At 72.4% G+C, this 26,504-nt stretch carries 22 protein-coding genes and 1 tRNA gene; 15 read left to right on the top strand and 8 right to left on the bottom strand.

The window, feature by feature from the left end; translation table 11 throughout:
- Positions 1-842: 842 nt before the first annotated feature.
- The gene (locus AB852_RS39520; RefSeq protein WP_178390911.1) at positions 843-1,013 is read left to right on the top strand and encodes a hypothetical protein; all 171 of its coding nucleotides are present in this window, start codon (positions 843-845) and stop codon (positions 1,011-1,013) included.
- A gap of 184 nt (positions 1,014-1,197) precedes the next feature.
- Here AB852_RS39520 and phoU read toward each other — a convergent pair whose 3' ends face one another.
- The gene (phoU, locus tag AB852_RS03250) at positions 1,198-1,878 is read right to left on the bottom strand and encodes a phosphate signaling complex protein PhoU (protein ID WP_073783358.1); all 681 of its coding nucleotides are present in this window, start codon (positions 1,876-1,878) and stop codon (positions 1,198-1,200) included.
- 201 nt (positions 1,879-2,079) lie between these two features.
- Here phoU and phoR point away from each other — a divergent pair, with 201 nt between their 5' ends.
- Positions 2,080-3,375, top strand: coding sequence for a two-component system sensor histidine kinase PhoR (phoR, locus tag AB852_RS03255; protein WP_073783360.1), 1,296 nt, complete (start codon positions 2,080-2,082; stop codon positions 3,373-3,375).
- The gene (gene phoP / locus AB852_RS03260; protein ID WP_073783362.1) at positions 3,372-4,052 is read left to right on the top strand and encodes a two-component system response regulator PhoP; all 681 of its coding nucleotides are present in this window, start codon (positions 3,372-3,374) and stop codon (positions 4,050-4,052) included. Before phoR ends, phoP begins: the two co-directional genes overlap by 4 nt.
- Before the next feature lie 85 nt (positions 4,053-4,137).
- Here the strand turns inward: phoP and AB852_RS03265 are convergent, their stop codons facing one another.
- Positions 4,138-4,848, bottom strand: coding sequence for a copper chaperone PCu(A)C domain-containing protein (locus AB852_RS03265; protein WP_073783364.1), 711 nt, complete (start codon positions 4,846-4,848; stop codon positions 4,138-4,140).
- 812 nt (positions 4,849-5,660) lie between these two features.
- Here AB852_RS03265 and AB852_RS03275 point away from each other — a divergent pair.
- The 7 genes from AB852_RS03275 to AB852_RS03305 all read left to right on the top strand — a co-directional run bounded on the left by AB852_RS03275 (position 5,661) and on the right by AB852_RS03305 (position 13,104).
- Positions 5,661-6,143 carry a CarD family transcriptional regulator gene (locus AB852_RS03275; RefSeq protein ID WP_050374646.1) on the top strand — a complete coding sequence of 161 codons (483 nt, stop codon included), beginning with the start codon at positions 5,661-5,663 and terminating at the stop codon, positions 6,141-6,143.
- Between the two features lie 489 nt (positions 6,144-6,632).
- Positions 6,633-7,400: a 2-C-methyl-D-erythritol 4-phosphate cytidylyltransferase gene (gene ispD / locus AB852_RS03280; RefSeq protein WP_073783366.1), complete on the top strand. Its 768-nt coding sequence runs from the start codon at positions 6,633-6,635 to the stop codon at positions 7,398-7,400.
- On the top strand, positions 7,390-7,890 hold the full coding sequence (gene ispF / locus AB852_RS03285; protein WP_073783368.1) for a 2-C-methyl-D-erythritol 2,4-cyclodiphosphate synthase: 501 nt from the start codon (positions 7,390-7,392) through the stop codon (positions 7,888-7,890). Before ispD ends, ispF begins: the two co-directional genes overlap by 11 nt.
- 156 nt (positions 7,891-8,046) lie before the next feature.
- The gene (locus AB852_RS03290; RefSeq protein ID WP_073783370.1) at positions 8,047-8,451 is read left to right on the top strand and encodes a PPOX class F420-dependent oxidoreductase; all 405 of its coding nucleotides are present in this window, start codon (positions 8,047-8,049) and stop codon (positions 8,449-8,451) included.
- 103 nt (positions 8,452-8,554) lie between these two features.
- Positions 8,555-9,955 (top strand): cysteine--tRNA ligase, encoded by a 1,401-nt coding sequence (gene cysS / locus AB852_RS03295; RefSeq protein WP_073783372.1) that lies wholly within the window; start codon positions 8,555-8,557, stop codon positions 9,953-9,955.
- Between the two features lie 165 nt (positions 9,956-10,120).
- Entirely contained in the window at positions 10,121-11,065 is a 945-nt protein-coding gene (gene rlmB / locus AB852_RS03300) for a 23S rRNA (guanosine(2251)-2'-O)-methyltransferase RlmB (RefSeq protein ID WP_073783374.1), read from the top strand.
- Positions 11,066-11,346: 281 nt separating this feature from the next.
- The gene (locus AB852_RS03305; protein ID WP_245876595.1) at positions 11,347-13,104 is read left to right on the top strand and encodes a DoxX family protein; all 1,758 of its coding nucleotides are present in this window, start codon (positions 11,347-11,349) and stop codon (positions 13,102-13,104) included.
- A 537-nt stretch (positions 13,105-13,641) separates the two neighbouring features.
- Here AB852_RS03305 and AB852_RS03310 read toward each other — a convergent pair.
- The 3 genes from AB852_RS03310 to AB852_RS03320 all read right to left on the bottom strand — a co-directional run bounded on the left by AB852_RS03310 (position 13,642) and on the right by AB852_RS03320 (position 16,321).
- Positions 13,642-14,379, bottom strand: a complete 738-nt coding sequence (locus AB852_RS03310; protein WP_073783378.1) for a nucleotidyltransferase family protein — start codon at positions 14,377-14,379, stop codon at positions 13,642-13,644.
- Between the two features lie 135 nt (positions 14,380-14,514).
- On the bottom strand, positions 14,515-14,958 hold the full coding sequence (locus AB852_RS03315; RefSeq protein ID WP_073783380.1) for a hypothetical protein: 444 nt from the start codon (positions 14,956-14,958) through the stop codon (positions 14,515-14,517).
- A gap of 226 nt (positions 14,959-15,184) precedes the next feature.
- Positions 15,185-16,321, bottom strand: a complete 1,137-nt coding sequence (locus tag AB852_RS03320) for an ABC transporter ATP-binding protein (RefSeq protein WP_073783382.1) — start codon at positions 16,319-16,321, stop codon at positions 15,185-15,187.
- A 233-nt stretch (positions 16,322-16,554) separates the two neighbouring features.
- Between AB852_RS03320 and AB852_RS03325 the strand changes: the two genes are divergently transcribed.
- A tRNA-Thr gene (locus AB852_RS03325) sits at positions 16,555-16,628 on the top strand.
- A gap of 185 nt (positions 16,629-16,813) precedes the next feature.
- Here AB852_RS03325 and AB852_RS03330 read toward each other — a convergent pair.
- Positions 16,814-17,164 (bottom strand): hypothetical protein, encoded by a 351-nt coding sequence (locus AB852_RS03330; RefSeq protein WP_143201167.1) that lies wholly within the window; start codon positions 17,162-17,164, stop codon positions 16,814-16,816.
- Positions 17,165-17,403: 239 nt separating this feature from the next.
- Here AB852_RS03330 and AB852_RS03335 point away from each other — a divergent pair, with 239 nt between their 5' ends.
- A complete protein-coding gene (locus AB852_RS03335; protein ID WP_073783386.1) occupies positions 17,404-18,378 on the top strand; it encodes an alpha/beta hydrolase in 975 nt (324 codons plus the stop codon).
- A 553-nt stretch (positions 18,379-18,931) separates the two neighbouring features.
- Here the strand turns inward: AB852_RS03335 and AB852_RS03340 are convergent.
- On the bottom strand, positions 18,932-20,305 hold the full coding sequence (locus AB852_RS03340) for an NsdA family TPR-like regulatory protein (RefSeq protein WP_073783388.1): 1,374 nt from the start codon (positions 20,303-20,305) through the stop codon (positions 18,932-18,934).
- Between the two features lie 203 nt (positions 20,306-20,508).
- On the opposite strand from AB852_RS03340, the gene AB852_RS03345 reads away from it, so the two are divergent.
- Positions 20,509-21,066 carry an ATP-binding protein gene (locus tag AB852_RS03345; protein ID WP_245876596.1) on the top strand — a complete coding sequence of 186 codons (558 nt, stop codon included), beginning with the start codon at positions 20,509-20,511 and terminating at the stop codon, positions 21,064-21,066.
- 106 nt (positions 21,067-21,172) lie between these two features.
- Entirely contained in the window at positions 21,173-23,506 is a 2,334-nt protein-coding gene (locus AB852_RS03350; protein ID WP_073783393.1) for a restriction endonuclease, read from the top strand.
- Between the two features lie 547 nt (positions 23,507-24,053).
- Here the strand turns inward: AB852_RS03350 and AB852_RS03355 are convergent.
- Entirely contained in the window at positions 24,054-25,445 is a 1,392-nt protein-coding gene (locus AB852_RS03355; protein WP_073783395.1) for an NAD(P)/FAD-dependent oxidoreductase, read from the bottom strand.
- A gap of 113 nt (positions 25,446-25,558) precedes the next feature.
- On the opposite strand from AB852_RS03355, the gene AB852_RS03360 reads away from it, so the two are divergent.
- Positions 25,559-26,503 carry an aminoglycoside phosphotransferase family protein gene (locus tag AB852_RS03360; RefSeq protein ID WP_073783397.1) on the top strand — a complete coding sequence of 315 codons (945 nt, stop codon included), beginning with the start codon at positions 25,559-25,561 and terminating at the stop codon, positions 26,501-26,503.
- Position 26,504 lies beyond the last annotated feature (1 nt).

Genomic DNA, 26,504 nt, shown 5'->3' on the forward strand with positions numbered 1-26,504 from the left:
GGTCCGTCCAGCTGGACGTACTTGTCCCTGTGCGGGTACGTCCGGGGTGCGCAGTTCCTCGCGCCCCTGGGGTTCCCCACCTGGGCGTACTTGTTCCCGTGCGGGTACGTCCGGGGTGCGCAGTTCCCCGCGCCCCTTAGGTTGTGCCCCTTGCGGTTCCCGTTCGGGTGCGGGTGGTTCTTGGTTGCTCGCGCAGTTCCCCGCGCCCCTGGATGCTGCCCTATTGCGGTCGCTCTTCGGGTGCGGGTCTGCCCTCGTTCTTGCGCAGTTCCCCGCGCCCCTGAGGTGCTGCCCCCTTGCGGTTGTTCGTCGGGTGCGGGCCGGTTCTCGTCTTCGCGCAGTTCCCCGCGCCCCTTTGGGGGCGCCCCATCATGTTGTCCGTCGTCTGCGGAACCATCCTCCTCGCGGACTCGCCTGGCTACCGAAGGGGGTGGGCGGGAATCTCTGCCCGCAGACTCCGATGCTCTTCAGTCGGGTACGGGTACGTCGTACCGAGCGTGTCGGATCGAGGACGGAGAATCCCGACCGGCACCGACCCGAAGAACCGGCCGGACGCGCCCCGAAGGGGCGCGGGGAACTGCGCACCCCACGAACGACCTGTGCGGGAACGAAGTACGCCCAGCACAGGAAACCGAGGAAGCGCAAGCGAAGGCGACCCGCAGGGAACCGCGAAACCACCAAGCGACGGCACAGCAAACAAGTCCGCCCAGCACAGGAAACCGAGAAAGCGCAAGCGAAGGCGACCGTGCGCCGTTGACGCGCCCCACCACCCCCCACGTCAATGGAAGGAAGGCGTCAAGCCCCACGCCCCACCCAGGGGCGCATCCTCAGGGAGGGAACCCATGGCCGAGTCCCCGAAGCCCGACACCGTGAACGAGACACCACCGAGCGTCACCCCGCCCGCCCCCGGCCTGCCCGAGCTGGTCCTCCTCGGCGCGTGCGGCTGCGGACCGGGCTGCTCGTGCGGCTGCCAGTCCGGCGGCTCCTGCCAGTGCGGCGGCGGCTGCGGCTGACCACCGGCCCGCAGCAGCCCCGCACGGCCTCACCCGCCCAGGCGGCAGCCCGCAGAGCCCCGGCGGCAGCCCGCAGAGCCTCGGCAGCAGCCCCGCAAGGCCCCGCCGGGCGGGGGAAGGCCGATCACCCCGCCCGGAACCGGAAAGAGCCGCGCCCCGCCCGGTAAGGGCGCCCCGTAGGGGGCTACGCCCCCTCCACCGGGCTGGGCGTGTGCGTCAGCTCGTCCGCGTGCTCACCGGTGACGAGATAGACCACCCGCTTCGCCACCGACACCGCGTGATCGGCGAACCGCTCGTAGTAGCGGCCCAGCAGCGTCACATCGACCGCGGTCTCTATCCCGTGCTTCCAGCGCTCGTCGATCAGGTGCTGGAACAGCGTCCGGTGCAGCAGGTCCATCTCGTCGTCGTCCTGCTCCAGCTGCATCGCCAGATCGACGTCCTTGGTCACGATGACCTCCGCCGCCTTGGCCATCAGCCGCTGCGCGAGCTGCCCCATCTCCAGGATCGTCGCGTGCAGGTCCTGCGGCACCGCCCGGTCCGGGAACCGCAGCCGCGCCAGCTTGGCGACATGCTGCGCGAGGTCGCCGGACCGCTCCAGGTCCGCGCTCATCCGCAGGCTCGTGACCACGATCCGCAGATCCGTGGCCACCGGCTGCTGCCGCGCGAGCAGCGCGATCGCCCGCGCCTCCAGATCGTGCTGGAGGTCGTCGACCTTCTGATCGGCGGCGATGACGGTCTCCGCCAGCTTCAGATCGGAGTCGAGGATCGCCGTCGTGGCGCGCCCGATCGCCGACCCGACGAGCCTGGCCATCTCGACCAGGTCGTCCCCGATCGAGTCAAGTTCCTCGTGGTACGCGTCCCGCATGCCGGTTCGTCCCTTTCTCACGTCCGCCGGGGTCCTCCGTTGCCCGTGAACCCCACGCTCCCACGTTCCGGCCCGTACGCGTCCGTTTCCGGCACCGGACATGAATCACCCCTGTCCCCTCGGTGAACTCTGGGCGACGAGTGTTCGAGCTGACACCCGGACGGCTGTGGACCCCCGGCGGAGCGTGCCTAACCTGGAGACATGGACGTGAACGCGGCGGTCGCCGCAGCGGCAGCGATCGCCGGGGTGCTCACCGGCGTCATCGCCATGCTGGCGTTCCGCTGGAGCGAGCGCGACCTGAAACGCCCCAGCCGGACCTCCCTGCACACCGATCCCGTGCTCCCGCCCGGCGTGGACACGGTCCTGTCGGTGCTGCGCTCGTCGGCCGTCGTCCTGGACGAGGCCGACAGCGTGGTCAAGGCCAGCTCGGCGGCGTACGCCCTCGGACTGGTGCGCGGCGGGAAGCTCGCCATCGACCCGATGCTCCAGATGGCCCGCGACACCCGCCGGGACGGGGAGATACGCCAGGTGGAGCTGGATCTCCCCCGGCGCGGCACCGGCCGGGGCGGCGAGGCGCTCGCCGTGTCCGCCCGGGTGGCGCCGCTCGGCTCCCGGCTGGTGCTGCTGCTCGTGGAGGACCTCACCGAGGCCCGCCGTATCGAAGCGGTCCGCCGGGACTTCGTGGCGAACGTCAGCCATGAGCTGAAGACCCCGGTCGGGGCGCTGTCCCTGCTGTCGGAGGCCGTCATGGACGCCTCCGACGACCCGGAGGCCGTGGAGCGCTTCGCGGGCCGGATGCAGATCGAGGCGACCCGCCTCACCAGCCTCGTCCAGGAGCTGATCGACCTCTCGCGGGTGCAGAACGACGACCCGCTGGAGTACGCCGAACCGGTCCGGGTCGACGAACTCGTCGCCGAGGCCGTCGACCGCTGCCGCCACCAGGCCGGTACCAAACAGATCACGATCGCGGCGGGCGGCACCGCCGACCTCCAGATCTGGGGCAACCGCGGCCAGCTCGCGGCGGCCCTCGGCAATCTCGTGGAGAACGCCGTCAACTACAGCGCCGCCCGGACCCGGGTGGGCATCGCCGCGCGCCGGGTGACCGTACCGGGCGGCGACCTGATCGAGGTGGCCGTCACCGACCAGGGGATCGGCATCTCGGACAGGGACAAGGAACGCGTCTTCGAGCGCTTCTACCGGGTCGACCCGGCCCGTTCCCGTGCCACCGGAGGCACCGGGCTGGGTCTCGCCATCGTCAAGCACGTGGCCGCCTCGCACGGCGGGGAGGTCACCGTGTGGAGCACCGAGGGACAGGGCTCCACGTTCACCCTGCGGCTGCCGGAGGCGCGAGCCCCCCGCGACCGCATGCCCCTGGAGCCCGGCCCCCGATACGGAACCGGCGATCCCGGTACCGTCCGAGGGGACGACAACGGGCAGCCCGAGACATCCGTCTCATCCCCGTACGCACCACATCCCTCCCCGGAGGTCCTTCCGTGACCCGAGTACTCGTCGTCGAGGACGAGGAATCGTTCTCCGACGCCCTGTCGTACATGCTCCGCAAGGAGGGTTTCGAGGTCGCCATCGCGGCCACCGGGCCCGACGGCCTGGACGAGTTCGAACGCAACGGCGCCGATCTGGTCCTGCTGGACCTGATGCTGCCGGGGCTGCCCGGCACCGAGGTCTGCCGTCAGCTCCGCAGCCGCTCCAATGTCCCGGTGATCATGGTCACCGCCAAGGACAGCGAGATCGACAAGGTCGTCGGGCTGGAGATAGGAGCCGACGACTATGTCACCAAGCCCTTCTCCTCCCGGGAGCTGGTCGCCCGTATCCGGGCCGTCCTGCGCCGCCGCGGGGAGCCCGAGGAGGTCACCCCGGCCGCCCTGGAGGCGGGTCCCGTCCGGATGGACGTGGACCGGCACGTGGTCACCGTCTCCGGCGCCAAGGTGGACCTCCCGCTCAAGGAGTTCGACCTGCTGGAGATGCTGCTGCGCAACGCCGGACGGGTGCTGACCCGGATGCAGCTCATCGACCGGGTGTGGGGCGCCGACTACGTCGGTGACACCAAGACCCTCGACGTCCATGTGAAGCGGCTGCGCGCCAAGATCGAGCCCGACCCGGGCGCGCCCCGGTTCCTGGTCACCGTCCGGGGCCTCGGTTACAAGTTCGAGCCGTAGACCGAGGGGCGGCACGCAGTACGTACGCCGAAGGGCGGTACCCGGCCGGGTACCGCCCTTCGGCGTACGTACTGCGCTGTGCTGCTCAGCCGGTCGTGGCGGCCGACTCCGAGCCCGCGGGGTCGGCGGACGTGCCGTCGGCGGGCGACTCGGACCCGGTCCCCTCGGCGGGCGCGCCGGACTCCGTGCCCTCGGTGCCCTCAGGGGCCCCGGAGGCGTCGCCCGACGGCGAACCGGAGGCGTCGGGCTCGGCGGGCTTCCGCTCGGGACCCGGCTTCGGCATCTCGGACGGGCCCCACTCCTCGAAGTAACCGGTGGCGGGGACCACAAAGCTGTCGATCTTGATCTGACCGGTGCCGCTGAAGGTGTACGTGACGTTCTGCGCGTCGCCGTCCTTCACCGACTCCCGGCCGCCGGCCAGTACGGCGGACGCGTTGTCCTTGCCGCCGAGCACCAGGGACCCGCCGGCCGGGACGGTCAGCTTGTCCGCGCCCTTCGCGGGCTTCAGCTCCGCCTTGCCGCCCGCGCCCGACAGGGCGACCGCGTCCAGCGTCTGGTCCTTGGAACCGGTGTTGAACAGGGTCACGGAGAGCACCGCGGGTCCGGTGGCCTCCAGTTCCGGCTGGGTGATGATGTTGGAGTTCTCGATCTGGATGTCACCGACGGAGGTGGAGGCGTTGTCCGGCTCGACGCCCAGGGTCTGGGCATTGGTGCCGGCGCCGCACGCGGCGAGCGAGGCGATCGAGAACGCGATGGCGGTGGCGGCGAGGGCGCCGCGTCGAAGGCTGCTGCTCACGGCGGCGGCAACTCCTAGAACGTGGGCGGTACGGAACAGGGTCGGGCGGTCGTACGGGTGCTGCCCGCGCCGCTGGGGACGACGGTGGGGACCGGGGACCCGAAGGCCCCCGTACGGCGAGCAGGGCGGCCGTGGGGCCGCCCCGATGGTGTGTCAGCGGGCTTAGGTTATCGACCCGCCCCCGGGCCACCGCACCCGACCCGCCTTCCGGCACCCGCCGACGGCCGGACCACCCGGTCACCCGCCCGGTCACCCATCCGGTGGGGCGCCCCCGTCACCCACCCGCCCGGTGACGTGGCCGGTCGGGCACGCGGCGCCGTCGGACCCACCGCGCCGCGCCTTCACCCGTGTCGGCCACCGGGGCAGCGGAATTGCCGCCGGTCCGCACCGGGCCGTCTTTCACATAAGCGCGGGGAACCGCGCCGCGTGATTTTCCGGCAATCAATGAACACGCGGTGCGGGAATTGATCACCGCCCGCCGTGTGATCAATTCCAGAACGGGGCTCCGAGCACCGAACGGAGTAGCGGGAACGCGCGGAAGTGTGCGGAAGTCACCCCTTCCGAACCAGGCGAAACGGGACGTTCGCCCACTCGGCCTCCGCCGAACGGGTCGGTGACGTGCACGTTTCACCCCACCCGGACAACCTCTCCCACCTGCGAATACCCGTGACGCGGCGGCCCCGCCGGGCCGTCCGCAGCACGTTCGTGTTGTTGTTGTCAAGCCCCGAGATATGCCCTGACCTGCGAAAACGCCATTCAGAAGACGCCGTATCCGTGTTACCCTGGATAGCCACGGAAGGGGTACCTGTCACATGACGTTCAAGGTTGGCGACACCGTGGTCTATCCCCATCACGGGGCCGCGCTGATCGAGGCCATCGAAACTCGCCAGATCAAAGGCGTGGACAAGACCTACTTGGTGCTGAAGGTCGCCCAGGGTGACCTGACGGTACGTGTGCCAGCGGACAATGCGGAGTTCGTCGGCGTACGTGATGTGGTCGGCCAGGACGGGCTGGAGCGGGTCTTCGAGGTGCTGCGCGCGCCGTACGCCGAGGAGCCCACGAACTGGTCGCGTCGTTACAAGGCAAATCTGGAGAAGCTCGCGTCGGGTGACGTGATCAAGGTTGCCGAGGTCGTCCGCGACCTGTGGCGCCGTGAGCGCGAGCGCGGACTGTCCGCGGGTGAGAAGCGCATGCTCGCCAAGGCCCGCCAGATCCTGGTGAGCGAGCTCGCCCTCGCGGAGAACACCAACGAGGACAAGGCCGAAGCGCTGCTCGACGAAGTGCTCGCGTCCTGACGCTGTCCCTGTGAAGAGTCCCCGCGGAGCGGTCCCGGCACGCCCTCACCGACGTGCCCGAACCTGACGCGGGGGAATGCCGTGGTGCCCGATGACCTCATGCTGTCGCCGGGCGCTGCGGCATCTTCACGTCCAGGACACCCCGACGTCCAGGACACCGCGTCCCGTACCGCGCCCTCAGCGGCGCACGGCGCCCGTCCGGCGCTGGCATCCGGCGCCCACCCCCGGCGTGCCCACGGCACCCGCCGCGCGCACCTGGTGGAATCGCCCGGAGAACCGCCCCCGTGCCCCCGCGCTCGTGAACCCGCGTCACCGTGCTCGTGAACCACGCGTCACGACCTGGTGCGCCGGGCCCGCGCAGCGGCTCGACCAAATGTCACGGAAGGGTCTGGTCGAGGTGTCGCGCCCGGCACTGCCCCCTGACCAGCGGCCTGGGGTACTCCCAGGCCATACCCACGTCGGCCGAGCACACAAACCTGAACGGAACCGATGTCTGACGATTCCCGCCCCGCCCCGCCACCCGCCCGTACCGCGGCCGTGATCCCCGCGGCCGGACGGGGGGTCCGGCTGGGCCCCGGCGCCCCCAAGGCCCTCCGCCCGCTGGGCGGCACCCCCATGCTGATCCACGCGGTGCGCGCCATGGCCGCCTCCCGCGCGGTCGCGCTGGTCGTGGTGGTCGCCCCGCCCGCCGAGGTGGCGGAGGTCAGGGCCCTGCTCGACAGCCACGCCCTGCCCGAGCGCACCGAATTCCTCGTGGTCCCCGGCGGCGGCACCCGCCAGGAGTCCGTACGCCTCGGTCTCGACGCGCTGCCGCCCCGGATCGACACCGTCCTCGTCCATGACGCGGCCCGGCCCCTCGTCCCCGTCGACACCGTCGACGCGGTGATCGACGCCGTGCGCGCGGGCGCCCCGGCCGTGGTCCCCGCGCTGCCGCTGGCCGACACCGTCAAGGAGGTCGAGCCGCGCGCCGCGGACCGGCCGGGCGATCCCGAGCCGGTCGTCGCCACGCCCGAGCGGGCCCGGCTGCGTGCCGTGCAGACCCCGCAGGGCTTCCGGCGCGACACCCTCGTCCACGCGCACGACACCGTAGGGGTGGACGGCGAGGGAGCCACCGACTGCGCGGGCATGGTCGAGCGGACCGGCGCCCCGGTCGTGCTGGTGCCCGGCCACGAGGAGGCGTTCAAGGTGACCCGGCCGCTGGATCTGGTGCTGGCCGAGGCGGTACTCGCCCGCAGGAGGGCCAACGATGGCTACTGAGCTGGTGATCCCCCGGGTGGGGATCGGTACGGACGTCCACGCCTTCGAGCCGGGCCGCGCGCTGTGGTGCGCCGGGCTGCTGTGGGACGAGACGGCGAGCGGCGGCTTCGGGCTCGCCGGTCACTCCGACGGGGACGTCGCCGCGCACGCCGCGTGCGACGCGCTGTTCTCCGCGGCGGGGGTCGGGGACCTCGGGGCGCACTTCGGTACCGACCGGCCCGAGTGGGCCGGGGCGTCGGGGGTGACCCTCCTCGCCGAGGCGGCGCGGATCGTCCGGGCCGCCGGGTTCGGCATCGGGAACGTCTCCGTCCAGGTGATCGGGGTACGTCCCAAGATCGGGCGGCGCCGCGCCGAGGCGCAGCACGTGCTCTCGGAGGCCGTCGGCGCCCCGGTGGCCGTCTCCGGCACGACCACGGACGGCCTGGGACTGACCGGCCGCGGGGAGGGCCTCGCGGCCCTCGCCACGGCCCTGGTGCTGCCCCGCGGCTGAAGTGCGTCCCGCCCGGGGGCCGGACGCGGCTCCCGGCCCGGTTTCCTTCCCGTCCGTGAACGTTCCGCGTACGGGGGAATACGGAGGGTTGGGAAGGCGTTGGCGGCGGGTAGCCGTAGAGGTCGCAACGTCCGAGAGGGTAGAAGGGAAGGCGTTATGTCCACGCAGCTCTCCGAGGATCTCAAGGCTCTGCTCGACAGCCCGGTGTTCCTCACGGTCGCGACGATTCAGCCGGACGGCAGCCCCCAGGTGTCGCCGGTCTGGGTGAAACGTGACGGTGACGACGTCCTGTTCTCGACCACGCTCGACCGCCGCAAGGAGCGGAACCTCCGCCGGGACCCCCGGGTGACGGTCGTGGTCCAGCCCGCCGACGCGCCCTACACCTACGCCGAGATCCGCGGTACCGCCCAGCTCACCACCGAGGGCGGCCAGGAACTCATCGACGAGCTGGCGCTCAAGTACACCGGCAAGAAGTACGCGGAGTTCAATCCGTCCGCCGCCGACGACGCCCCCCGGGTGGTGGTCCGGATCACCCCCCGGAAGGTGGTCGGCCGGATCTGATCGGTCCCCGGGGCGGCGCCCCGGTGCGAGGTTGTCGCGAATCGAGTGCCCCGTGCGCCCAAGGGGTCGCGGGGCACTACCGCACGCCCACTACCCTGGGGGAGTGACTATTCGCCTGTACGACACCAGCGCCCGGCAGGTCCGTGACTTCGCCCCCCTCGTACCGGGCTGTGTCTCGATCTACCTGTGTGGCGCGACCGTGCAGGCCGCCCCGCACATCGGGCACATCCGCTCGGGCCTGAACTTCGACATCATGCGCCGCTGGTTCACCCACCGCGGCTACTCGGTGACCTTCGTCCGCAACGTCACCGACATCGACGACAAGATCATCCACAAGTCCGCCGAGCAGGGCCGCCCGTGGTGGGCCATCGGCTACGAGAACGAGCGCGCGTTCAACGACGGCTACGCGGCCCTCGGCTGCCTGCCGCCCACCTACGAGCCCCGCGCCACCGGCCACATCACCGAGATGGTCGAGATGATGCGCGGCCTCATCGAGCGGGGCCACGCGTACGAGGCCGAGGGCAACGTCTACTTCGACGTGAAGTCGTTCCCCGGCTATCTGGAGCTGTCCAACCAGGACCTCGACGAGCTGCGCCAGCCCTCCGGGGAGGGCGAGACCGGCAAGCGCGACCCGCGTGACTTCGCGATGTGGAAGTCCACCAAGCCGGGCGAGCCGAACTGGGAGACCCCCTGGGGCCGGGGCCGTCCCGGCTGGCACCTGGAGTGCTCGGCGATGGCCCACAAGTACCTGGGCACCGTCTTCGACATCCACGGCGGCGGGATCGACCTGATCTTCCCGCACCACGAGAACGAGATCGCGCAGGCCAAGGCCTTCGGCGACGAGTTCGCGCGGTACTGGGTCCACAACTCATGGGTCACCATGAGCGGCGAGAAGATGTCGAAGTCGCTCGGCAACTCGGTGCTCGTCAGCGAGATGGTCAAGCACTGGCGGCCCATCGTGCTGCGCTACTACCTGGGCACCCCGCACTACCGCTCCACGATCGAGTACAGCGCGGAGGCCCTGCGGGACGCCGAGTCGGCGTTCGCGCGGATCGAGGGCTTCGTCCAGCGCGTGGTGGAGAAGGCCGGCGGCCCGGTCGAGGCGGCGGCCGAGGTGCCGCCCGCGTTCGCCGAGGCCATGGACGACGACCTCGGGGTGCCGCAGGCCCTCGCCATCGTCCACACCACCGTCCGCCAGGGCAACAGCGCGCTCGCCGCCGACGACAAGGAGGCCGCGGTGGCCCGGCTCGCGGAGGTCCGGGCCATGCTCGGCGTCCTCGGGCTCGACCCCCTCGACCCCCACTGGTCCGGGGGACACGACCGCGGCGAGGATCTGCACGGCGTCGTGGACACCCTCGTCAGGCTCGTGCTCCAGCAGCGCGAGTCCGCCCGTACCCGCAAGGACTGGGCGACCGCGGACGCGATCCGTGACCAGCTCAACCAGTCCGGCCTCGTCATCGAGGACGGACCGCAGGGCCCCCGCTGGACGCTCGGGCCCCGCTGAACCGGTCCCTGCGGGGACCCCGCGATGTGCCGCCCGCCGAGCCGGGCGGCACACTCGTAAGCAGTACACGTCAGCACGACACGCACACGCAGCACACGTACGGACACGCAGTACGGACCTCCGTACGTCCCACGAAGACCACGAAGACACGAAGACAGGTAGGTCATGGCCGCAAAAAACCGCCGCATGTCCGGCAAGAAGGGCGCGCAGGTCGGCAGTGGCGGCCAGCGGCGCCGGGGCCTCGAAGGCAAGGGCCCCACGCCGCCCGCCGAGATGCGCAAGGGACACGCCAAGCAGCGCGCCGCCAACGCGAAGACCCGACGCGTACAGGGCCGCACCGCCACCGCCAAGGGGCGCGGCGGCAAGGGCACGTCCGAGATGGTCGTCGGGCGCAACCCGGTCGTGGAGGCGCTGCGCGGCGGCGTCCCCGCGTCCACGCTGTACGTCCAGCAGTTCATCGACAACGACGAGCGGGTCCGTGAGGCGCTCCAGCTCGCCGCCGAGCGCGGTGGCATCAACCTCATGGAGGCACCCCGCCCCGAGCTCGACCGGATGACGAACGGCCTCAACCACCAGGGCCTCGTCCTCCAGGTACCGCCCTACGAGTACGCGCACCCGGAGGACCTCGCCGCCGCCGCGTACGACGCCGGCACCGACCCGCTGATCGTCGCCCTCGACGGGGTGACCGACCCGCGCAACCTCGGGGCCGTCGTACGGTCCGTGACCGCCTTCGGGGGCCACGGTGTCGTGGTGCCCGAGCGCCGCGCCGCCGGGATGACCGCCGGCGCGTGGAAGACGTCCGCGGGCACCGCCGCGCGTACGCCCGTCGCCCGCGCGACGAACCTCACGCGCGCGCTGGAGGCGTACAAGAAGGCCGGGATCGTCGTCGTCGGTCTCGCGGCCGACGGTGAACTGGAGGTCGGCGACCTCGCGGCGCTCGGCGGTCCGGTCGTCATCGTCGTCGGCAGCGAGGGCAAGGGCCTGTCCCGGCTCGTCGGCGAGACCTGCGACCACCGGGTCCGGATCGCCATGCCCGGCGGCGCGGAGTCGCTGAACGCGGGTGTCGCGGCCGGCGTCGTCCTCTACGAGGCGGCACGCCGCCGCGCGTGACCCCGCACCGCCGCTGGCACGGCGGGGGCCCGTCACCTCCCGGGTGGCTCCCCCGCCGCGTACGGCACAGCCGGACCGGAGGGGCGCCGCGCCTGCACGGGCGTGGTGCCCGGACGGGGCCGGGCCGGGGCCGTGCACGCCCCCGCGCCGGGCACGGGTGTACGAGCGACGGGTCACGGACACCGGTCAAGCGGCCCTGACCAGCGGAAAGTTGCTGTTGACGGAGACCGGACATCTCGGCCCGGTCAAGGCAGTGTCCAAAGCTCCCGTCACTCGGTTAGATGAGTGTGGACACCAGAACACCCCGCACACCCACGGGGGACCGCTCGTCGGGCTTCGACGACGCTCCCGCGCTGAGCATGGTGAAGGTGCCGAGCGATCCGGCGCAGGTCATCGTCAATCATGCGAGCTTCCGCGTGCAGCTCAACACCGCGCAGCCGACGCGGTCCCCGCGCATCGCGCGGAACGCGAGCGCCGCCGTCGACACCGCGCGTATCCCCGCCCTCGGACCTACCGCCGCGCGCCGCCGCGCCCCCGTCGTCTGGAGCGGCCGCTCGGCCCCCGGCGACACCGGCGCCACCGGGCTGCTCCAGGCCGTGCGGGGGCCCGGCGTCCGGCACGTCGGTGCCGCCGGCGAGCCGGACCCCGGCGGAGCCACGCAGGTCATCCCGAGGGTCGGCCCCGGGACGGCGTTCGAGGACACCGTCGAGAGCCCCGGCATCCCCGGACACCGGTCGGGCGAGCCCGAGACCCGGCTGCTGCCCGCGCAGACCCGCAGCACGGGCAGCGCGTACGAGGAGCCCGCCGGACCGCTCGACGACCAGGACGGCTACGACGCGTACGGTCCCTACGACCGCGACGACCGTCACGACCGGTACGAGCACCACTACGACGACGCGTACGACCTCGACGCGAGCACCGACCGGGACGGCGAACGGCGCACCGGCGACTCCGTCCGGCACGCCTACTACCCCGGCCGCCGGATGAACCTCGGCGTGGTGCTGCTGCCGCTGCGGGTCTTCCTCGGCTTCATCTCCATCTACGCCGGGATGGGCAAGCTCTCCGACCCCGTCTACTTCGACGGCGGCGAGCGCGGCTCCATGGTCAAGTGGCTGACCTCGCTGCACCCCTGGGGACTCGCCGAACCGCTGCGGGACTTCGCGCTCCAGCACCCGGTGGGCGCCGGGCTGACCATCGCGTTCCTCCAGGTCATCGTCGGTGTGCTGACGGTCCTGGGCCTGTGGCAGCGGGTCGCCGCGGTCGTCGGGGTGCTGCTGTCCGCGGCGCTCATCGTGACGGTGAGCTGGCGGACGGTCCCCGCGTACGACGCGCCCGACATCATCTATCTGGCCGCCTGGTCGCCGCTGGTCATCGCGGGCGCGCCGGTCTACTCGGTGGACGGGCGGCTCGCCTCGGAGGCGTGGCGCAACCTCGGTCCGCGCGCCGAGCTGTGGGAGCTGCGGCGGCGGGTGCTGCGGCGCGGGATGGTCGTCGCGTCCGTCGCGGTCGGTCTCACGCTCCTCATCGGCTCCCTGCTCGGTGGCGCGGTGCGCGACTCCGACCGGATCACGGTGCCGGGGCCCGGTCAGGCGCCCCGCAACGAGCTGCCCGGCTCGCCGCTGCCGCAGGAGTCCGCGGAGCGGCGCGACAAGGCACGGGGCAGTGCGACGCCGACGCCGTCCGGTACGCCGACACCGTCGAGTGCCGGCGCCTCCGCCGCGCCCTCCCGGACGGCCGCGGCGACGCCCGGGGTGCCGGGTGCCACGCAGTCCGCGGGGGTGGCGGGGGCGGGGACCACGCCCAGCCAGACGCAGGGGGCCGCGCAGGAGGCTCCCGTGCGGCAGGCGGCGCCCACGCAGGCGCCGCCGGCGGCGACCAGTGCGGGGCCCTCGTCGGGCGGGGCCACGGGGGGGACCACCGGTGGCGGGGCCACCGGGGGGGCTCCTGGGGCCGCGTCGGCGGGGGCGAGCACCGGGGGGACCGGGGGGGCGCCTGAGCAGCGGCCGGGGCTTGTCGGGGGCATCCTCGACGCGAACTGACTCCGTCAGGGGGCCCGGCGCTCACCCGCGCCGGGTCCCCTTCGGTTGCGCTTCCGAGGTCTGTCCGGGTGGGCGTACTTCGGTCCTGTGCCGTCGCTCGTGGGTTTCGCGCAGTTCCCCGCGCCCCTTTGGGGCGCGTCCGGCCGGTTCTTCGGGTCGGGGCCGGTCGGGATTCTCCGTCCTCGATCCGACACGCTCGGTCGGACGTCCCTCTTGCCGGACTGAAGAGCATCGGAGTCTGCGGGCAGAGATTCCCGCCCACCCCCTCCCGCAGCCGAGCGAGTCCGCGAGGAGGGGGGTTTGAACCCCGACCCCGGTCGCTGAGAGTCCGCAGCCGGACGGCAGCCCCAGGCGGGCGCCCCCAAAGGGGCGCGGGGAACTGCGCACCCACGTCCGTACCCGCACGGGAACAGGTACGTCCAGGTGGACGGAGCTCGGGGGCGCGAGCGAAGGCGACCCGCGGGGAACTGCGCACCCACGTCCGTACCCGCACGGGAACAGGTACGTCCAGGTGGATGGAGCTCGGGGGCGGCGGGGCTACCCGGTTGTGCGGGTGGCCGCCAGTTCCTTGGAGGCTTCCGTGAGGTCCTTCGCCGTGTCGATGGCCCGCCAGTACGCGCCCTGCGGGATGGGGAACCCCGCGAGCCGCTGGGTCCGGGCCAGCCCGGGGAACGTGGTCCGCTCGTGGTCGCCCCGGTCCGGCAGCAGCGCGGTGAACTCCGAGGAGAACACGTACACACCGGCGTTGATGAGGAACGGCGAGGGCGGCGCCTCGATGAAGTCGGTGATGTGCCCGAAGCGGTCGGTCTCGACGGCCCCCCAGGGAATCCGGGGCCGGGCCAGCGCCAGCGTCGCCGTGGCGTCCCGCTCCGCGTGGAACGCGGCCATCTCCCGCAGTGAGAACCGCGTCCAGATGTCCCCGTTGGTGGCGTACCAGGGCCGGTCCGCGTGCGGCAGATGCCCGGCCGCGTACTTGAGGCCGCCGCCCCGCCCGAGGGGCTCCTTCTCCACGACGGTGGTGACCCGCAGCGGCAGGTCCGCCGACTCCAGCCACTCCTGGAGGACCTCGGCGAGATGCCCGCACGAGATGACGGCGTCGGTCACGCCCTCCTCGGCGAGCCAGGCCAGCTGGTGCCCGATGATCGGGACCCCGGTACCCGGGATCTCCACCATCGGCTTGGGCCGGTCGTCGGTGTAGGGGCGCAGCCGCGTCCCCTGGCCCCCGGCCAGGACGACGGCTTGTGTCGGACGCGCGTGGGCGTGCGGATCGGTCATGCCGGAACTCTACGTGCCGAAGCCGCGCACCTCACGGGGCACCACCTCACGGGCTGTCCGTGTCCATGGGAGGTGTCCCGCGCGGGGCGCGGCGCCGGTCGTGGCCGGGTCGGTTCCGGGGTCGTGCCTCGGGGGTCAGGCCTGTGTGGCGACACCCGAGGCGAAGGCGGTGTCGCACACCGGGCGGGCGTACGACTGGGCGCGGGTGGGGCCGTAGGCGCGGACCGCGGCGCGGCCGAGACTACGGGCGATGGAGACGCAGTGCTCGGCGAGCGACGGCCTGCGGTCGACCTCCCGCTGGAGGTGGGTGAGGGCGGTGCCGGGGTTCTTCTCCTGGAGTTCCAGGAGGAGACGGTCGCGGAGCACCTCGTGGGCGGCGGGGGCCTTCGCACGGGTGGACACGCTCTCCGAGGACGCGGTGAGCACCGAGTCCTGCGAACTGCCCGACCAGTTGACGGAGGTCACCGCCAGGGTGCCGGACAGCACCAGTACGACAGGCAGGACGAAAGCGAGGGAGCGGCCGATTCGGCGGGCGGGGCCACGCCTCCGGCGCTGCTTGTAGGAGTGGGAATGTGTCACGCTGGGCAGCGTAGCGGTCGGTAGTGATTTGGAGACATTTAGTCACCCTCTTGAGGGAAGGAAACGCGTCTCCGCCGTTCGACGTGTTGACGAACGGTGCTCGAAACGCCCGCTGTGCCGGGGTATTTGCCCTGTGGGGCCGGACGCGGCGGAGCCCCGCACCCAGGGGTGCGGGGCTCCGGAATCCTGTCCGTGGGCGGGGCGGCGCAAACCGCCCGTCCCGGGGTCAGCCGCTGAGGCGCTCGCCCGTGGAGGTCGCGAACACGTGGAGCTCGGTCGGCCGCGGCACGACGTGGACCTCGGCGCCCTTGTCGGGGACCTGGCGGCCGCCGACGCGGACGACGAGCTCCTTGGTCTCGCCGCTGACGTCGGCGGAGCCGTAGATGAAGCCGTCGGCGCCCGTCTCCTCGATCACGTTGACGCGGACCGCGAGACCGGCCGGGGCGTCCGCGGTGTCCTTGGCGAGGCTCTTCGCGGCGGCACCGTTGTGCTCGACCACGTCGAAGTGCTCGGGACGGATACCGACGGTGACCGTGCGGTCGCCGCGCTCGGCGGCGGCCGTCAGGGCGTCACGGCTGACCGGCACCACGGAGTTGCCGAACTTCACACCGCCGTCGGTGATCGGCACCTCGATCAGGTTCATGGCGGGGGAGCCGATGAACCCGGCGACGAAGAGGTTCGCGGGACGGTCGTACATGTCGCGCGGGGAGGCGACCTGCTGGAGCAGACCGTCCTTGAGCACGGCCACGCGGTCACCCATGGTGAGGGCCTCGACCTGGTCGTGGGTCACGTACACGGTGGTGATGCCGAGGCGGCGCTGGAGCGAGGCGATCTGCGTACGCGTCGAGACACGCAGCTTGGCGTCGAGGTTCGACAGCGGCTCGTCCATGAGGAAGACCTGGGGCTCACGCACGATGGCGCGGCCCATCGCCACACGCTGGCGCTGACCGCCGGAGAGGGCCTTCGGCTTGCGGTCCAGGTACTCGCTGAGGTCGAGGATCTTCGCGGCCTCTTCGACCTTGGCGCGGATCTCGGTCTTGTTGACGCCCGCGATCTTCAGGGCGAAGCCCATGTTGTCGGCGACCGTCATGTGCGGGTACAGCGCGTAGTTCTGGAACACCATGGCGATGTCCCGGTCCTTCGGCGGCAGGTGGGTGACGTCGCGGTCGCCGATACGGATGGCGCCGCCGTTCACGTCCTCCAGACCGGCGAGCATGCGCAGGGAGGTCGACTTGCCGCAACCGGAGGGACCGACGAGGACGAGGAACTCGCCGTCCGCGATGTCGATCTCCAGGCTGTCGACCGCGGGCTTGGTGGAGCCCGGGTAGAGACGGGTCGCCTTGTCGAACGTGACAGATGCCATGGCTGTGAAGCCCCCTTCACCGGCAGGAACGTGCCGGACGATCCGAGTAAAGAAGGTGATCCACCCCGGGATGCCCCGCGGCGGGTGAAGCATTGGTGTAGTCCACTTGAGTGAACTGATCCAGGACGCTACCCCCCGTTCACCCGATCTGTCATCAGCCCCAGGGCTGTGACCTTCGACGTAAATCCCGCCGGGGGCACACCGCGCACTGGGTACACTGCTGGGGCACGCACGCCCCCTTAGCTCAGTTGGCCAGAGCGCCGCTCTTGTAAAGCGAAGGTCGTCGGTTCGAATCCGACAGGGGGCTCTCCCCACTACCTGGGAAAACGGCCTCACGATCCATGATCGTGAGGCCGTTGACGGTAGTTCTTGACGGCAGTCCCCTTCTCACGGCGCCGCTTGAGCAGCCGGTCCATGTGGCCCATGGCGTCCCGCCGGTCACCGTCGCTCACGCGGGGCAGCCGCCGGGTGGGCGGGACCGGTTCCGGGCGGTCAGAGTGCCGGGGCGAGGACCGTGAGGCGCAGCAGCGCCGCGACGGCCAGCGTGGCAGGGGGGACGAGGGCCCAGACGCGCAGCCAGGGAGTGCGTACGTACAGCCATCCGGCGAGCGCCACCACGGCGCAGAGGGCCAGCGCGGTCCCCGCGGCGATCTGCGCGTTGGTGACTGCCTGGTGGTCCCACGGGCCGTCCGGTTCGACCAGGTACGCGGTGAGCATCGTGTAGCCGGTGATCAGATGACAGGCGCCGAGCAGCAGCGCGCCCACGACCGTACGCAGCCATCCGCTCCGGCCATGTCGGACGGTACGGTCCGGCACGGCGCCCACATCTTCGGTACGGCTCACCGCAGTGCCCCTCCTACGCTTCGTCGGCCGAACCCGTCCCGCCGGCTGTTCATGACCTCATGTGCCGGGAATTCCGGCGCCAGCCTGGCACAGCCCGCCGTCCGCGTGCCCGGATTCTGATACGGGTGCCGCCGGGTGGGGGTGTCGTCCGGGGCGTTTGCCGGGGGGTGGGTGGGCGGGGCTGATAGGGGTGCTGGGTCGGGGGGTCGTGTTCCGTGAGTTCGAGGAGTCGATGCGCCATGTCCACCGCGTACATTCCCGAGGCGCCCGTGCTGGAGGCCGCCGCGGCCGAGTTCTCGGCGGCCACCGCGAAGCCGCCGTTCCTGTACGAGCTGCCGCCCGCCGAGGGCCGCGCGGCCGTCGACCAGGTGCAGTCCGGCGCCGTCGACCCGAAGTACCTCCCCGATGTGGACGACGAATGGGTCACCGTCCCGGGCGGGCCGACCGGGGACGTACGGGCCCGGATCGTGCGGCCCGCCGGGGTCGGCGGCGCGCTGCCCGTGGTGCTGTACATCCACGGCGCCGGCTGGGTCTTCGGCAACGCGCGCACCCATGACCGGCTGGTACGGGAACTCGCCGTCGGCGCGGGCGCCGCCGTCGTGTTCCCCGAGTACGACCTGTCGCCCGAGGCCCGGTACCCGGTCGCCGTCGAGCAGAACTACGCCGTCGCCCGCTGGATCGTCGCCGAGGGCACGGGCAAGGGGCTCGACCCGGCGCGGATCGCGGTGGCCGGTGACTCCGTCGGCGGCAACATGGCGGCGGCGCTCACCCTGATGGCGAAGGAACGCGGGGACGTGCCGCTCGTCCACCAGGTGCTCTTCTACCCGGTGACCGACGCCGCGTTCGACACCCCCTCTTACCACCACTTCGCGGAGGGGTACTTCCTGCGGCGCGACGGGATGCGGTGGTTCTGGGACCAGTACACGATCGACCCCGCCGACCGGGCGCAGATCACCGTCTCCCCGCTGCGCGCCACCCGCGAGGAGCTGGCCGGACTGCCGCCCGCGCTCGTGATCACCGGGGAGGCGGACGTCCTGCGGGACGAGGGCGAGGCGTACGCGGGCAAGCTGCGCGCGGCGGGTGTCCCCGTCACCGCCGTCCGCTTCCAGGGGATCATCCACGACTTCGTCATGCTCAACGCCCTGCGCGGCACCCACGCCGCGGAGGCGGCGATCTCGCTCGCACAGCGAACCTTGCGGGCCGCGCTGCGCTGACTGCGGCGGGCCCCGGGTGCCCTCTCGGTACCCGGGTCCCGCCTTCGTGTGGACGTCAACGCGCGACCGTTCCCGTGGCGCGGCTGGTCGCCGCCCCGCTGGATGCTGCCCCCTTACGGTCGCTCCTAGGGTGCGGGTCCGCCCTCGTCTTTCGCGCAGTTCCCCGCGCCCCTGACGGGGCGCCCACCTGGGGTTGTTTTTCACCCTCCTCCTCGTGCAGTCGCGCTGCTGCGGGAGGGGGTGGGCGGGAATCTCTGCCCGCAGACTCCGATGCTCTTCAGTCGGGTACGGGTACGTCGTACCGAGCGTGTCGGATCGAGGACGGAGAATCCCGACCGGCCCCGACCCGAAGAACAAGCCGGGAGCGCCCCAAAGGGGCGCGGGGAACTGCGCGAAACCACCGGACGACGGCACAGGAACGAAGTACGCCCAGCCGGACAGACCTGGGAAGCGCAAGCGAAGGCGACCCGCGGGGAACCGCGAAACCACCGAGCGACGGCACAGGAACGCAGTGCGTCCCGCCGGACGGACCTGGGAAGCGCAAGCGAAGGCGTCACGCCGCCTTGAGTGCCCCGATCTCCCGGGCCCGCTCCGCCAGTTCCTCCACGGGGCGGGACTTCGCGTGCTGCCTGACCGCCGCGCGCAGCGTCCCGAAGTGGTCGTCCGCCCGCGCGCTGCTCACATGCTCGTACTCGTCGAGGAACCGGCCCCAGCTGTGGCAGGCCGCGTCCAGATGCCCGAGCGCGACCTGCCGCCGCGCGAGCACCGCGTACGCGTGGGCCCGGCCCTGCCGCTCCTGCGCGGGCTGGTGCCGGATGGACTGCTGGAGGACCCGGATGCTGCCCGCAAGGTCCCGTTCCTCGTTGAGCACGTGTGCGACGTGGAACAGCCAGGCCGTCCGGTCGTACCCGCCGATCGCCTCGCGTCGGCTGTCGGCGCGGGACAGTGCGTCCTCGGCCTCCCGCAGCCGGGCGTGCGCGCGGCGCCGGTCGCCGACCATCGCCGCCGCGTGCGCCTGCTGGCCGCGCAGGAACGCCAGCAGCCGGGGCCCGGCGGAGGGCGCCGCCTCGGCGGCCGAGTCGGCGAGCTCCAGCGCCTTGTGACCGTGGCCCAGGTTCGACGCCTGGAGGGACATCCCGCGCAGGGTGCGGCAGTAGGTGACCTGGTCCCCGGCCTCCTGGGCCAGCCCGAGCGCGCGGACGTAGTACTTCTGTCCGAGTCCGTGGGCCTTCTCGTACATCGCCATCCAGCCGGTGAGGTACGCCAGGTCGGACGCGGCGGCCAGCATGTCCTTGCGGACCTGGTCCCCGGCCTGCGCCTTGAGCCAGGGGCCGACCGTGTTCACGAGGAACGCGGAGGCCATGGGCATGGCGTGCGCCGCGCCGAGCTCGTCGAGGATGTCCGCGATCCGCTCGGTCATCGTCCGTACCGACCAGACCTGGGAGGCGCCGATCCGGGTGGTGCGCTGGCCCGGCCGCCACTCGGCCTCGGGGCGCGGCGCGGCGTGCGCGGTCGCGGTGAACGCCGGGAGGGTGAGCGCGGCGGAGAACACCGACGCGGCGAGGACCCCCCGCCGGGAGGGGTCCATGGTCGCGCGGCCGAGGTCGATCAGCTCCTCCACGGCGTCGCCCGTGGCGCCCCGGCCGTCGGCCGGGCCGGGCGGCACCGCGGGGCACAGTCCGGCCTCCGCATGGGTGACGGGCCGTCCGAGCCGTGCCGAGAACGCCTCGACGATCAGGGCCCTGACCTGCGGTCTCGGCGCTGTGCCGGCGATCCAGTGCGCGACCGCGGTGCGGTCGTAGGTCAGCTCCAGTCCGGCCTGCGGGCCGAGCCGGTTGACCTGCTGTGCCAACTGAGTACGCGTCCAGCCTGCCTGGTCGAGCAGCCGGGCGAGGTTCGGGTTGGGGGTGCGCTTCCTCGTGGCCATGACCTCAACTCCCCACGACGTCCTGGGTGTTCACGGTGTTCACGGTCCCACTGGTCCCCAACGGTACCCGTGAACAGGCCCCGCGCGGTTACCTCTTGCACGGACATTGAAGACGATCGAACGACATCGAACTACATCGAGCGATGCGGAACGGCAAACGATGCAGAACGGCATCCGGACGATCCCGGCCCCATGGAGACAGGGTGAGAGGTACCGAAACGGTCGGCCGCGGTGACGGCGGTACGACGGGGACAGTGGCGGAGGGGGGATTCGCCGTGAGCTATCTGAGGACCTCGCACCCCGGCGGTCCGCTGACCGAACGGGACCGCGCCCGCCCGCGGCAGATGCGCAGGATCGTTCGTGCGCAGCTGAGGCACTGGGGACTGGCGGACCTGGTGGAATCGGCGCAGCTCGTGGTCACCGAGCTGGTCACGAACGCGTTCCAGCACGGCTGGGGCGACGAGGTCCGCATACATCTGAGCCGCACCGCCGAGACCGTCAAGGTGGAGGTCCGCACCGGCCCGATGCCGGTGCCCCGGCCCCGCCGCGTCCCGGCCGGACGCCCGGTCGCGGCCGGGTGCCCCGGCCCCCGGGCCGCCTTCCCGCACCCGGCCCCCTTCGCCCCGGACGACCGGCTCGCCGAGCGGGGCCGGGGGCTGATCCTGGTCGAGGCGCTGGCCCAGGAATGGGGCGTTCACACGGACGGGGGAACCGTCTGGTGCGTGTTGACGGTGAGCCACAAACCGGACGGAACGCTCTGAGGTTCGCACATCGGTTCAGGTGAAGAGCTGTCGGATCACGCGGCCATTGGAGACACTGGGAGGCAGGGGCGGAACAGGACAGCGGCAGACGTAAGGGGCGGGCTCGGTGGGGCGGGGTTCGGGCGGGCTGATCGGGACGTGGGCCGAGGCCCAGCGGCAGCAGCAGCGGCAGTACGAGGAGGGGCTGCGCCGGCAGGCCCGCGAGCGGCGGGAGTACGAGCGCGAGCAGCGGGCCCGGGAGCGGGACCTGGCCCGGATGCACCGGGAGCAGCAGGCCGCGTACCGCGCGCGGCGGGAGGCGGACGCCCGGGGGCGCACCGAGGAGATCGAGGCACGGGTCGCGGAACTGAGCGGGCTGCTGGTCGCGGGCTGCCGGGCGCCCGCGTTCCGGGTGGCGGCGCTGCGGCGGGAGGAGTCGGTGGCCCCGTTCGAGCCCGGTCCGCTCGCGGCGCCCGTGCCGATGCCCGACCCGAGGGCGTACGTCACCCAGGGCGGCGGCTGGACGGCCGGCGCGCGGGCGCGGGCCCAGCGGGACGCCGAGGACCGCTACCGCCGGGACTGGGACACGGCCCGGCTCGCGGAGGAGCGGCGCCTGCGGGAACTCGCGGACTACCGGCACCGCTACGAGACCTGGGCCGCCGGACGGAACGCCGAGGTCCGCGCGCACAACGCGAACATCCAGGAGATGACGTCCAGTCTGCGCGGCGCCGAACCGGAGACGGTCATCGAGTACTTCTCCGCCGCCCTGTACGCCAACTCGGTCTGGCCGGAGGGCTTCCCCCGGCAGGTCAGCGCCGCGTTCGACCCGGCCGCCCGGCAGTTCGTCCTCAACTGGCAGCTGCCCGCGGCCGACGTGGTCCCCGAGGCCAGGTCCGTACGGTACGTGGTCAGCGCCGACCAGCTGAAGGAGACGGCCCGGCCGCAGACCCAGCGGCGGGCCGTCTACCGGGACGTGCTCGCGCAGAGCGTGCTGCTCGCCCTGCGGGACGTGTTCGCGGCCGACGAGTTCGGGGTGCTGTCGTCCGTCGCGCTGAACGGCTTCGTGGACGACTTCGACCCGGCGACGGGCCGCCGCACGGAGCTGTTCGTGGCGTCGGTGCTGGCGGAGCGCGGCGCGTTCGACGGGCTGCGGCTGGAGACGGTGAACGCGGCGGACTGCCTCACGGACGGGCTCGGCGGCTCGCTGTCGGCCAAGCCCGACCAGCGGGTCGCGGTCCGTCCGGCGCGGCTGCCGGAGCAGGTCGGCGCGGGGGTGGTCAGCCACGGGGACGGTACCGAGCCGGATCTGCTGGAGATGGACCCGCTGGCGTTCGAGGCGCTGGTCGCGGAGCTGTTCCGGGCCCGGGGCATGCAGGCGGTCACCACCCAGCGGTCGGGTGACGGCGGGGTCGACGTCGACGCGGTCGACCCGGACCCGATCAGCGGCGGCAAGATCGTCGTCCAGGTCAAGCGGTACCGCAACACCGTCCCGCCGAGCGCGGTCCGCGATCTGTACGGGACCGTGCAGGACGCGGGCGCCAACAAGGGCGTCCTCGTCACCACGTCCGGCTTCGGCCCCGGTTCCTACACCTTCGCGAACGGCAAGCCGCTGACCCTGGTGTCCGGGCCCGAGCTGGTGGAGCTGCTCCATCAGCACGGGTTGCGGGGGCGCCTCGGGGACGGGGGTCCCCGGGGCGGGTCGTCCGGGGGCGGCCGGTCCTCCGGTGGGGCCCGGTCGTCCGGCGGCAGGCCTTCCAGCGGCGGGCGGTCATCCGGTGGCTCGGGGGGCGGTGCGGAGCCGATCGGCGGTACGGGGTCGGGTGGGGTTGGTTCAGGTGGTTCAGGTGGTTCGGCGGGGTTCTCGTCCACGGCGCCCACGCTGGTCATGCCGACCGGGCCCGACGGCCCTGCGGCGGGGCACGGCCGGCCCGCCGACCGCACCCACGGGGAGGACGACGGGGACCCCGGCGATCACGGGGACTTCAACGTCCTCGGGATGTCCTGGTCCGGGGCGGTCGCCCTCGACGTGTGCGCGCTGGTGTGCCAGGGCGGGCGGGTCCTCGCGGACGACTGGTTCGTCTTCTTCAACAATCCGCGCACCCCGGACGGCTCGGTCCGGATGCTCGGGGACTTCGCGGGGGACCGGGCGGCGGTGCGGGTCGCGTTCGACGCGGTGCCGGACCGGGCCGACCGGATCGTGCTCGTCGCGGCCGTCGACCCGGCGGTCAATCCGGACGCCGACCTCGCGGGCTTCACCGGCGCGGGGATACGGCTGCGCGCGGCCGACGGCACCGAGCTCGACCGGCTGGAGGTGTCCGACGGCCGTGCGGGGGAGAGCGCGCTGGTACTCGGGTCGTTCCGCCGCCGCGCGGGCGGTGACTGGACCTTCGTGGTCGGCGGCAAGGGGTACGGGGGTGGCCTCGGCGAGTTGGTGGGGGACTTCGGTATCGACGTCCAGTAGTCGCCTTCGCTTGCGCCTCCGAGGTCCGTCCGGCGGGACGTACTTGGTTCCTGTGCCGTCGCTCGTCGTTTTCGCGCAGTTCCCCGCGGGGCGCCTTCGCTTGCGCTTCCGAGGTCTGTCCGGGTGGGCGCGCTTGTTCCTGTGCCGTCGTTCGTGGGGTGCGCAGTTCCCCGCGCCCCTTTGGGGCGCATCCGGCCGGTTCTTCGGGTCGGTGCCGGTCGGGATTCTCCGTCCTCGATCCGACACGCTCGGTACGACGTACCCGTACCCGACTGAAGAGCATCGGAGTCTGCGGGCAGAGATTCCCGCCCACCCCCTCCCGCAGCAGCGCGAGTGCGGGAGGAAGGGGGGTGCCCCAAAGGGGCGCGGGGAACTGCGCGAAGACGAGGACCGGCCCGCACCCGAAGAGCGACCGCAAAGGGGCAGCACCTCAGGGGCGCGGGGAACTGCGCACCCACGAACGACCCGCACGGGAACAACTACGCCCAGCCGGACAGACCTCGGAAGCGCAAGCGAAGGCGTAACGCGGAGGTGACCCGGAGAGGGATCAGCCGCGTCCCGCAACGCGGTCCGCGACCCGCGCCAAGCGCGACGACGCGGCGCCCCGACCGACCCGCTCACGCCGGTCCGCCTCGCGATACGTCGCGTACATCCCCTGCACCCCGAGCCAGCGGAACGGCTCCGGCTCCCACTTGCGGACCCGGTGGTTCACCCACGGCAACGCGGCGAGCTCACCCGCCCCGGAACGCCCCGCGTCGTGCCGGACCAGATCCCGCAGCGTCCGCCCCGCGAGGTTCGCCGTGGCGACCCCCGAGCCGACATAGCCGCCCGCCCAGCCGAGCCCGGTCGCCCGGTCCAGCGTCACCGTGGCGCACCAGTCACGCGGCACCCCCAGCACCCCGGACCAGGCATGGGCGATCCCCACCCCCGCGAGCTGCGGGAAGAACCGGGTGAGCACCGCCCGCAGTTCCCGGGCCGTGGCCCGCTGGGTACCGCCGTCGTTGTCGGTGCGGCTGCCGAAGCGGTACGGGACGCCCCGGCCGCCCAGCGCGATCCGCCCGTCCGCCGTGCGCTGCGCGTACATGTACGCGTGGGCCATGTCCCCGAGCGCCTCGCGGCCCGCCCAGCCGACGGACTCCCACTGCTCCTCGGTCAGCGGCTCGGTGGTGATCATCGAGGAGTTCATCGGCAGCCAGGTGCGGCGCTGGCCCTTGAGCGACGCGGTGAACCCTTCCGTGCAGCGCAGCACGTACGGGGCGCGGACCGTGCCGTACGGGGTGACCGCGTGCCCTGGGCGGATCTCCGTGACGGGCGTCGACTCATGGACGGTGACACCCAGCGCCTCGACGCTCGCAGCCAGCGCCTTGACCAGCTTCACCGGGTGCAGCCGTGCCCCGTGCGGGGTCCAGGAGGAGCCCACGGCGCCGGCGATCCTGATCCGTTCGGCGGTCTCGCGGGCACCCAGCAGCAGACGCTCGTCCTCCCCGTACGCGCGTTCCGCCTCGTGGAACGCGCGCAGCCGCACCAGCTGCGCCGGGGTGAGGGCCACCTCCAGCACACCGCCCTGGTGGAGGTCCGCCGACCACTTCTCCTCGGCGGCGACCCGGATCACCTCGGCGACGGTGCCGTTCATCGCCTTCTGGAGCCGTACCGCTGACTCGTGTCCGTGCAGCCGCGCGTACCGGTCACGGCCCGCGATGCCGTTGTACAGCCAGCCGCCGTTGCGGCCGGAGGCGCCGTATCCGCAGAACCGCTGTTCCAGGACGGTGATCCGCAGTTCGGGGTCGGCCCGCTTGAGGTAGTACGCCGTCCACAGGCCGGTGTAGCCGCCGCCGACGATCACCACATCGGCGCTCGTGTCACCGGGCAGGGGTTCGCGGGGCGCCGGGAGGCCGTCCTCGGTGAACCAGTACGAGATGCCGCCGTTGACCGTGCCCATGCGCCCGTTCCTCCCGCTGCCGCCCGCACTGCTGCCGCCGATCGCGAGCGTACGCGCAGGGCGCGCGGATATCCGGAGGCGGGTCGCCCGGTTCTTCTCCTACGCTCGGCGGGATGAGCGCGCAACGGAGGACGCAACAGGGGACGACGGCGCAGGCGCGGGGGACCGGCTTCGAGATCCCGGCGGAACTGGTCGCGAACCAGCACAAGTACAAGCGGGAGGCGGGACGCGCGTTCATCGACGGGCTGCCCGCGCGGGCGGCGGACCATCTGGCGCGCTGGGAGCTCACCATCACCGGGCCCGCGATGCACGGCATGGCCTCGCTCGTCCTGCCGGTGGCCCGCGCGGACGGCTCGTCCGCCGTGCTGAAGATGCAGGTCGCGGACGACGAGAGCGAGCACCAGGGCGAGGGCCTGCGGGCCTGGGACGGCCGGGGGATCGTCCGGCTGCTCGCCTACGACGAGCCGACCACGACCCAGCTCCTCGAACGCGCCGACGAGAGCCGTCCGCTGTCGGCGGTCGAGGACTCCCGGGAGGCGGTGGGCGTCATCGCGGATCTGCTGGCCCGCCTCACCTCCGTCCCCGGACCGCCCGGGGTCCGCCACCTCGCGGACATCGCGGCGGACATGCTCGACGCGCTCCCGGGCGCGCTCCCACAGATCGGCGACCCGTCGGCCCGCCGCGCGCTGTCCGTCTGCGGTGACGCGGTACGGGAGGTGCTGCCCGAGCCGGGGGACCGGCTGCTGCACTGGGACCTGCACTTCGACAACGTCCTCGGCGCCGTACGCGAACCCTGGCTCGCCATCGACCCGAACCCCCTGGTCGGTGACCCGGGCTTCGACCTCATGCCCGCGCTCGTCAACCGCTACGAGGACGGCGAGGTGCTGTGGCGCTTCGACCTGATGACCGAGCGCCTGGGCCTGGACCGGCGACGGGCGGCCCGCTGGACGCTGGGACGGGTGCTCCAGAACTCGCTGTGGGACATCGAGGACGGTGAGCCCCTCCAGGCCACCCAACTGAGGATCGCGGAGCTGCTGACCACGCACCGGACGGGGTAGC

The sequence above is a fragment of the Streptomyces uncialis genome (genome assembly GCF_001905345.1).
GTDB classification, from domain to species: domain Bacteria; phylum Actinomycetota; class Actinomycetes; order Streptomycetales; family Streptomycetaceae; genus Streptomyces; species Streptomyces uncialis.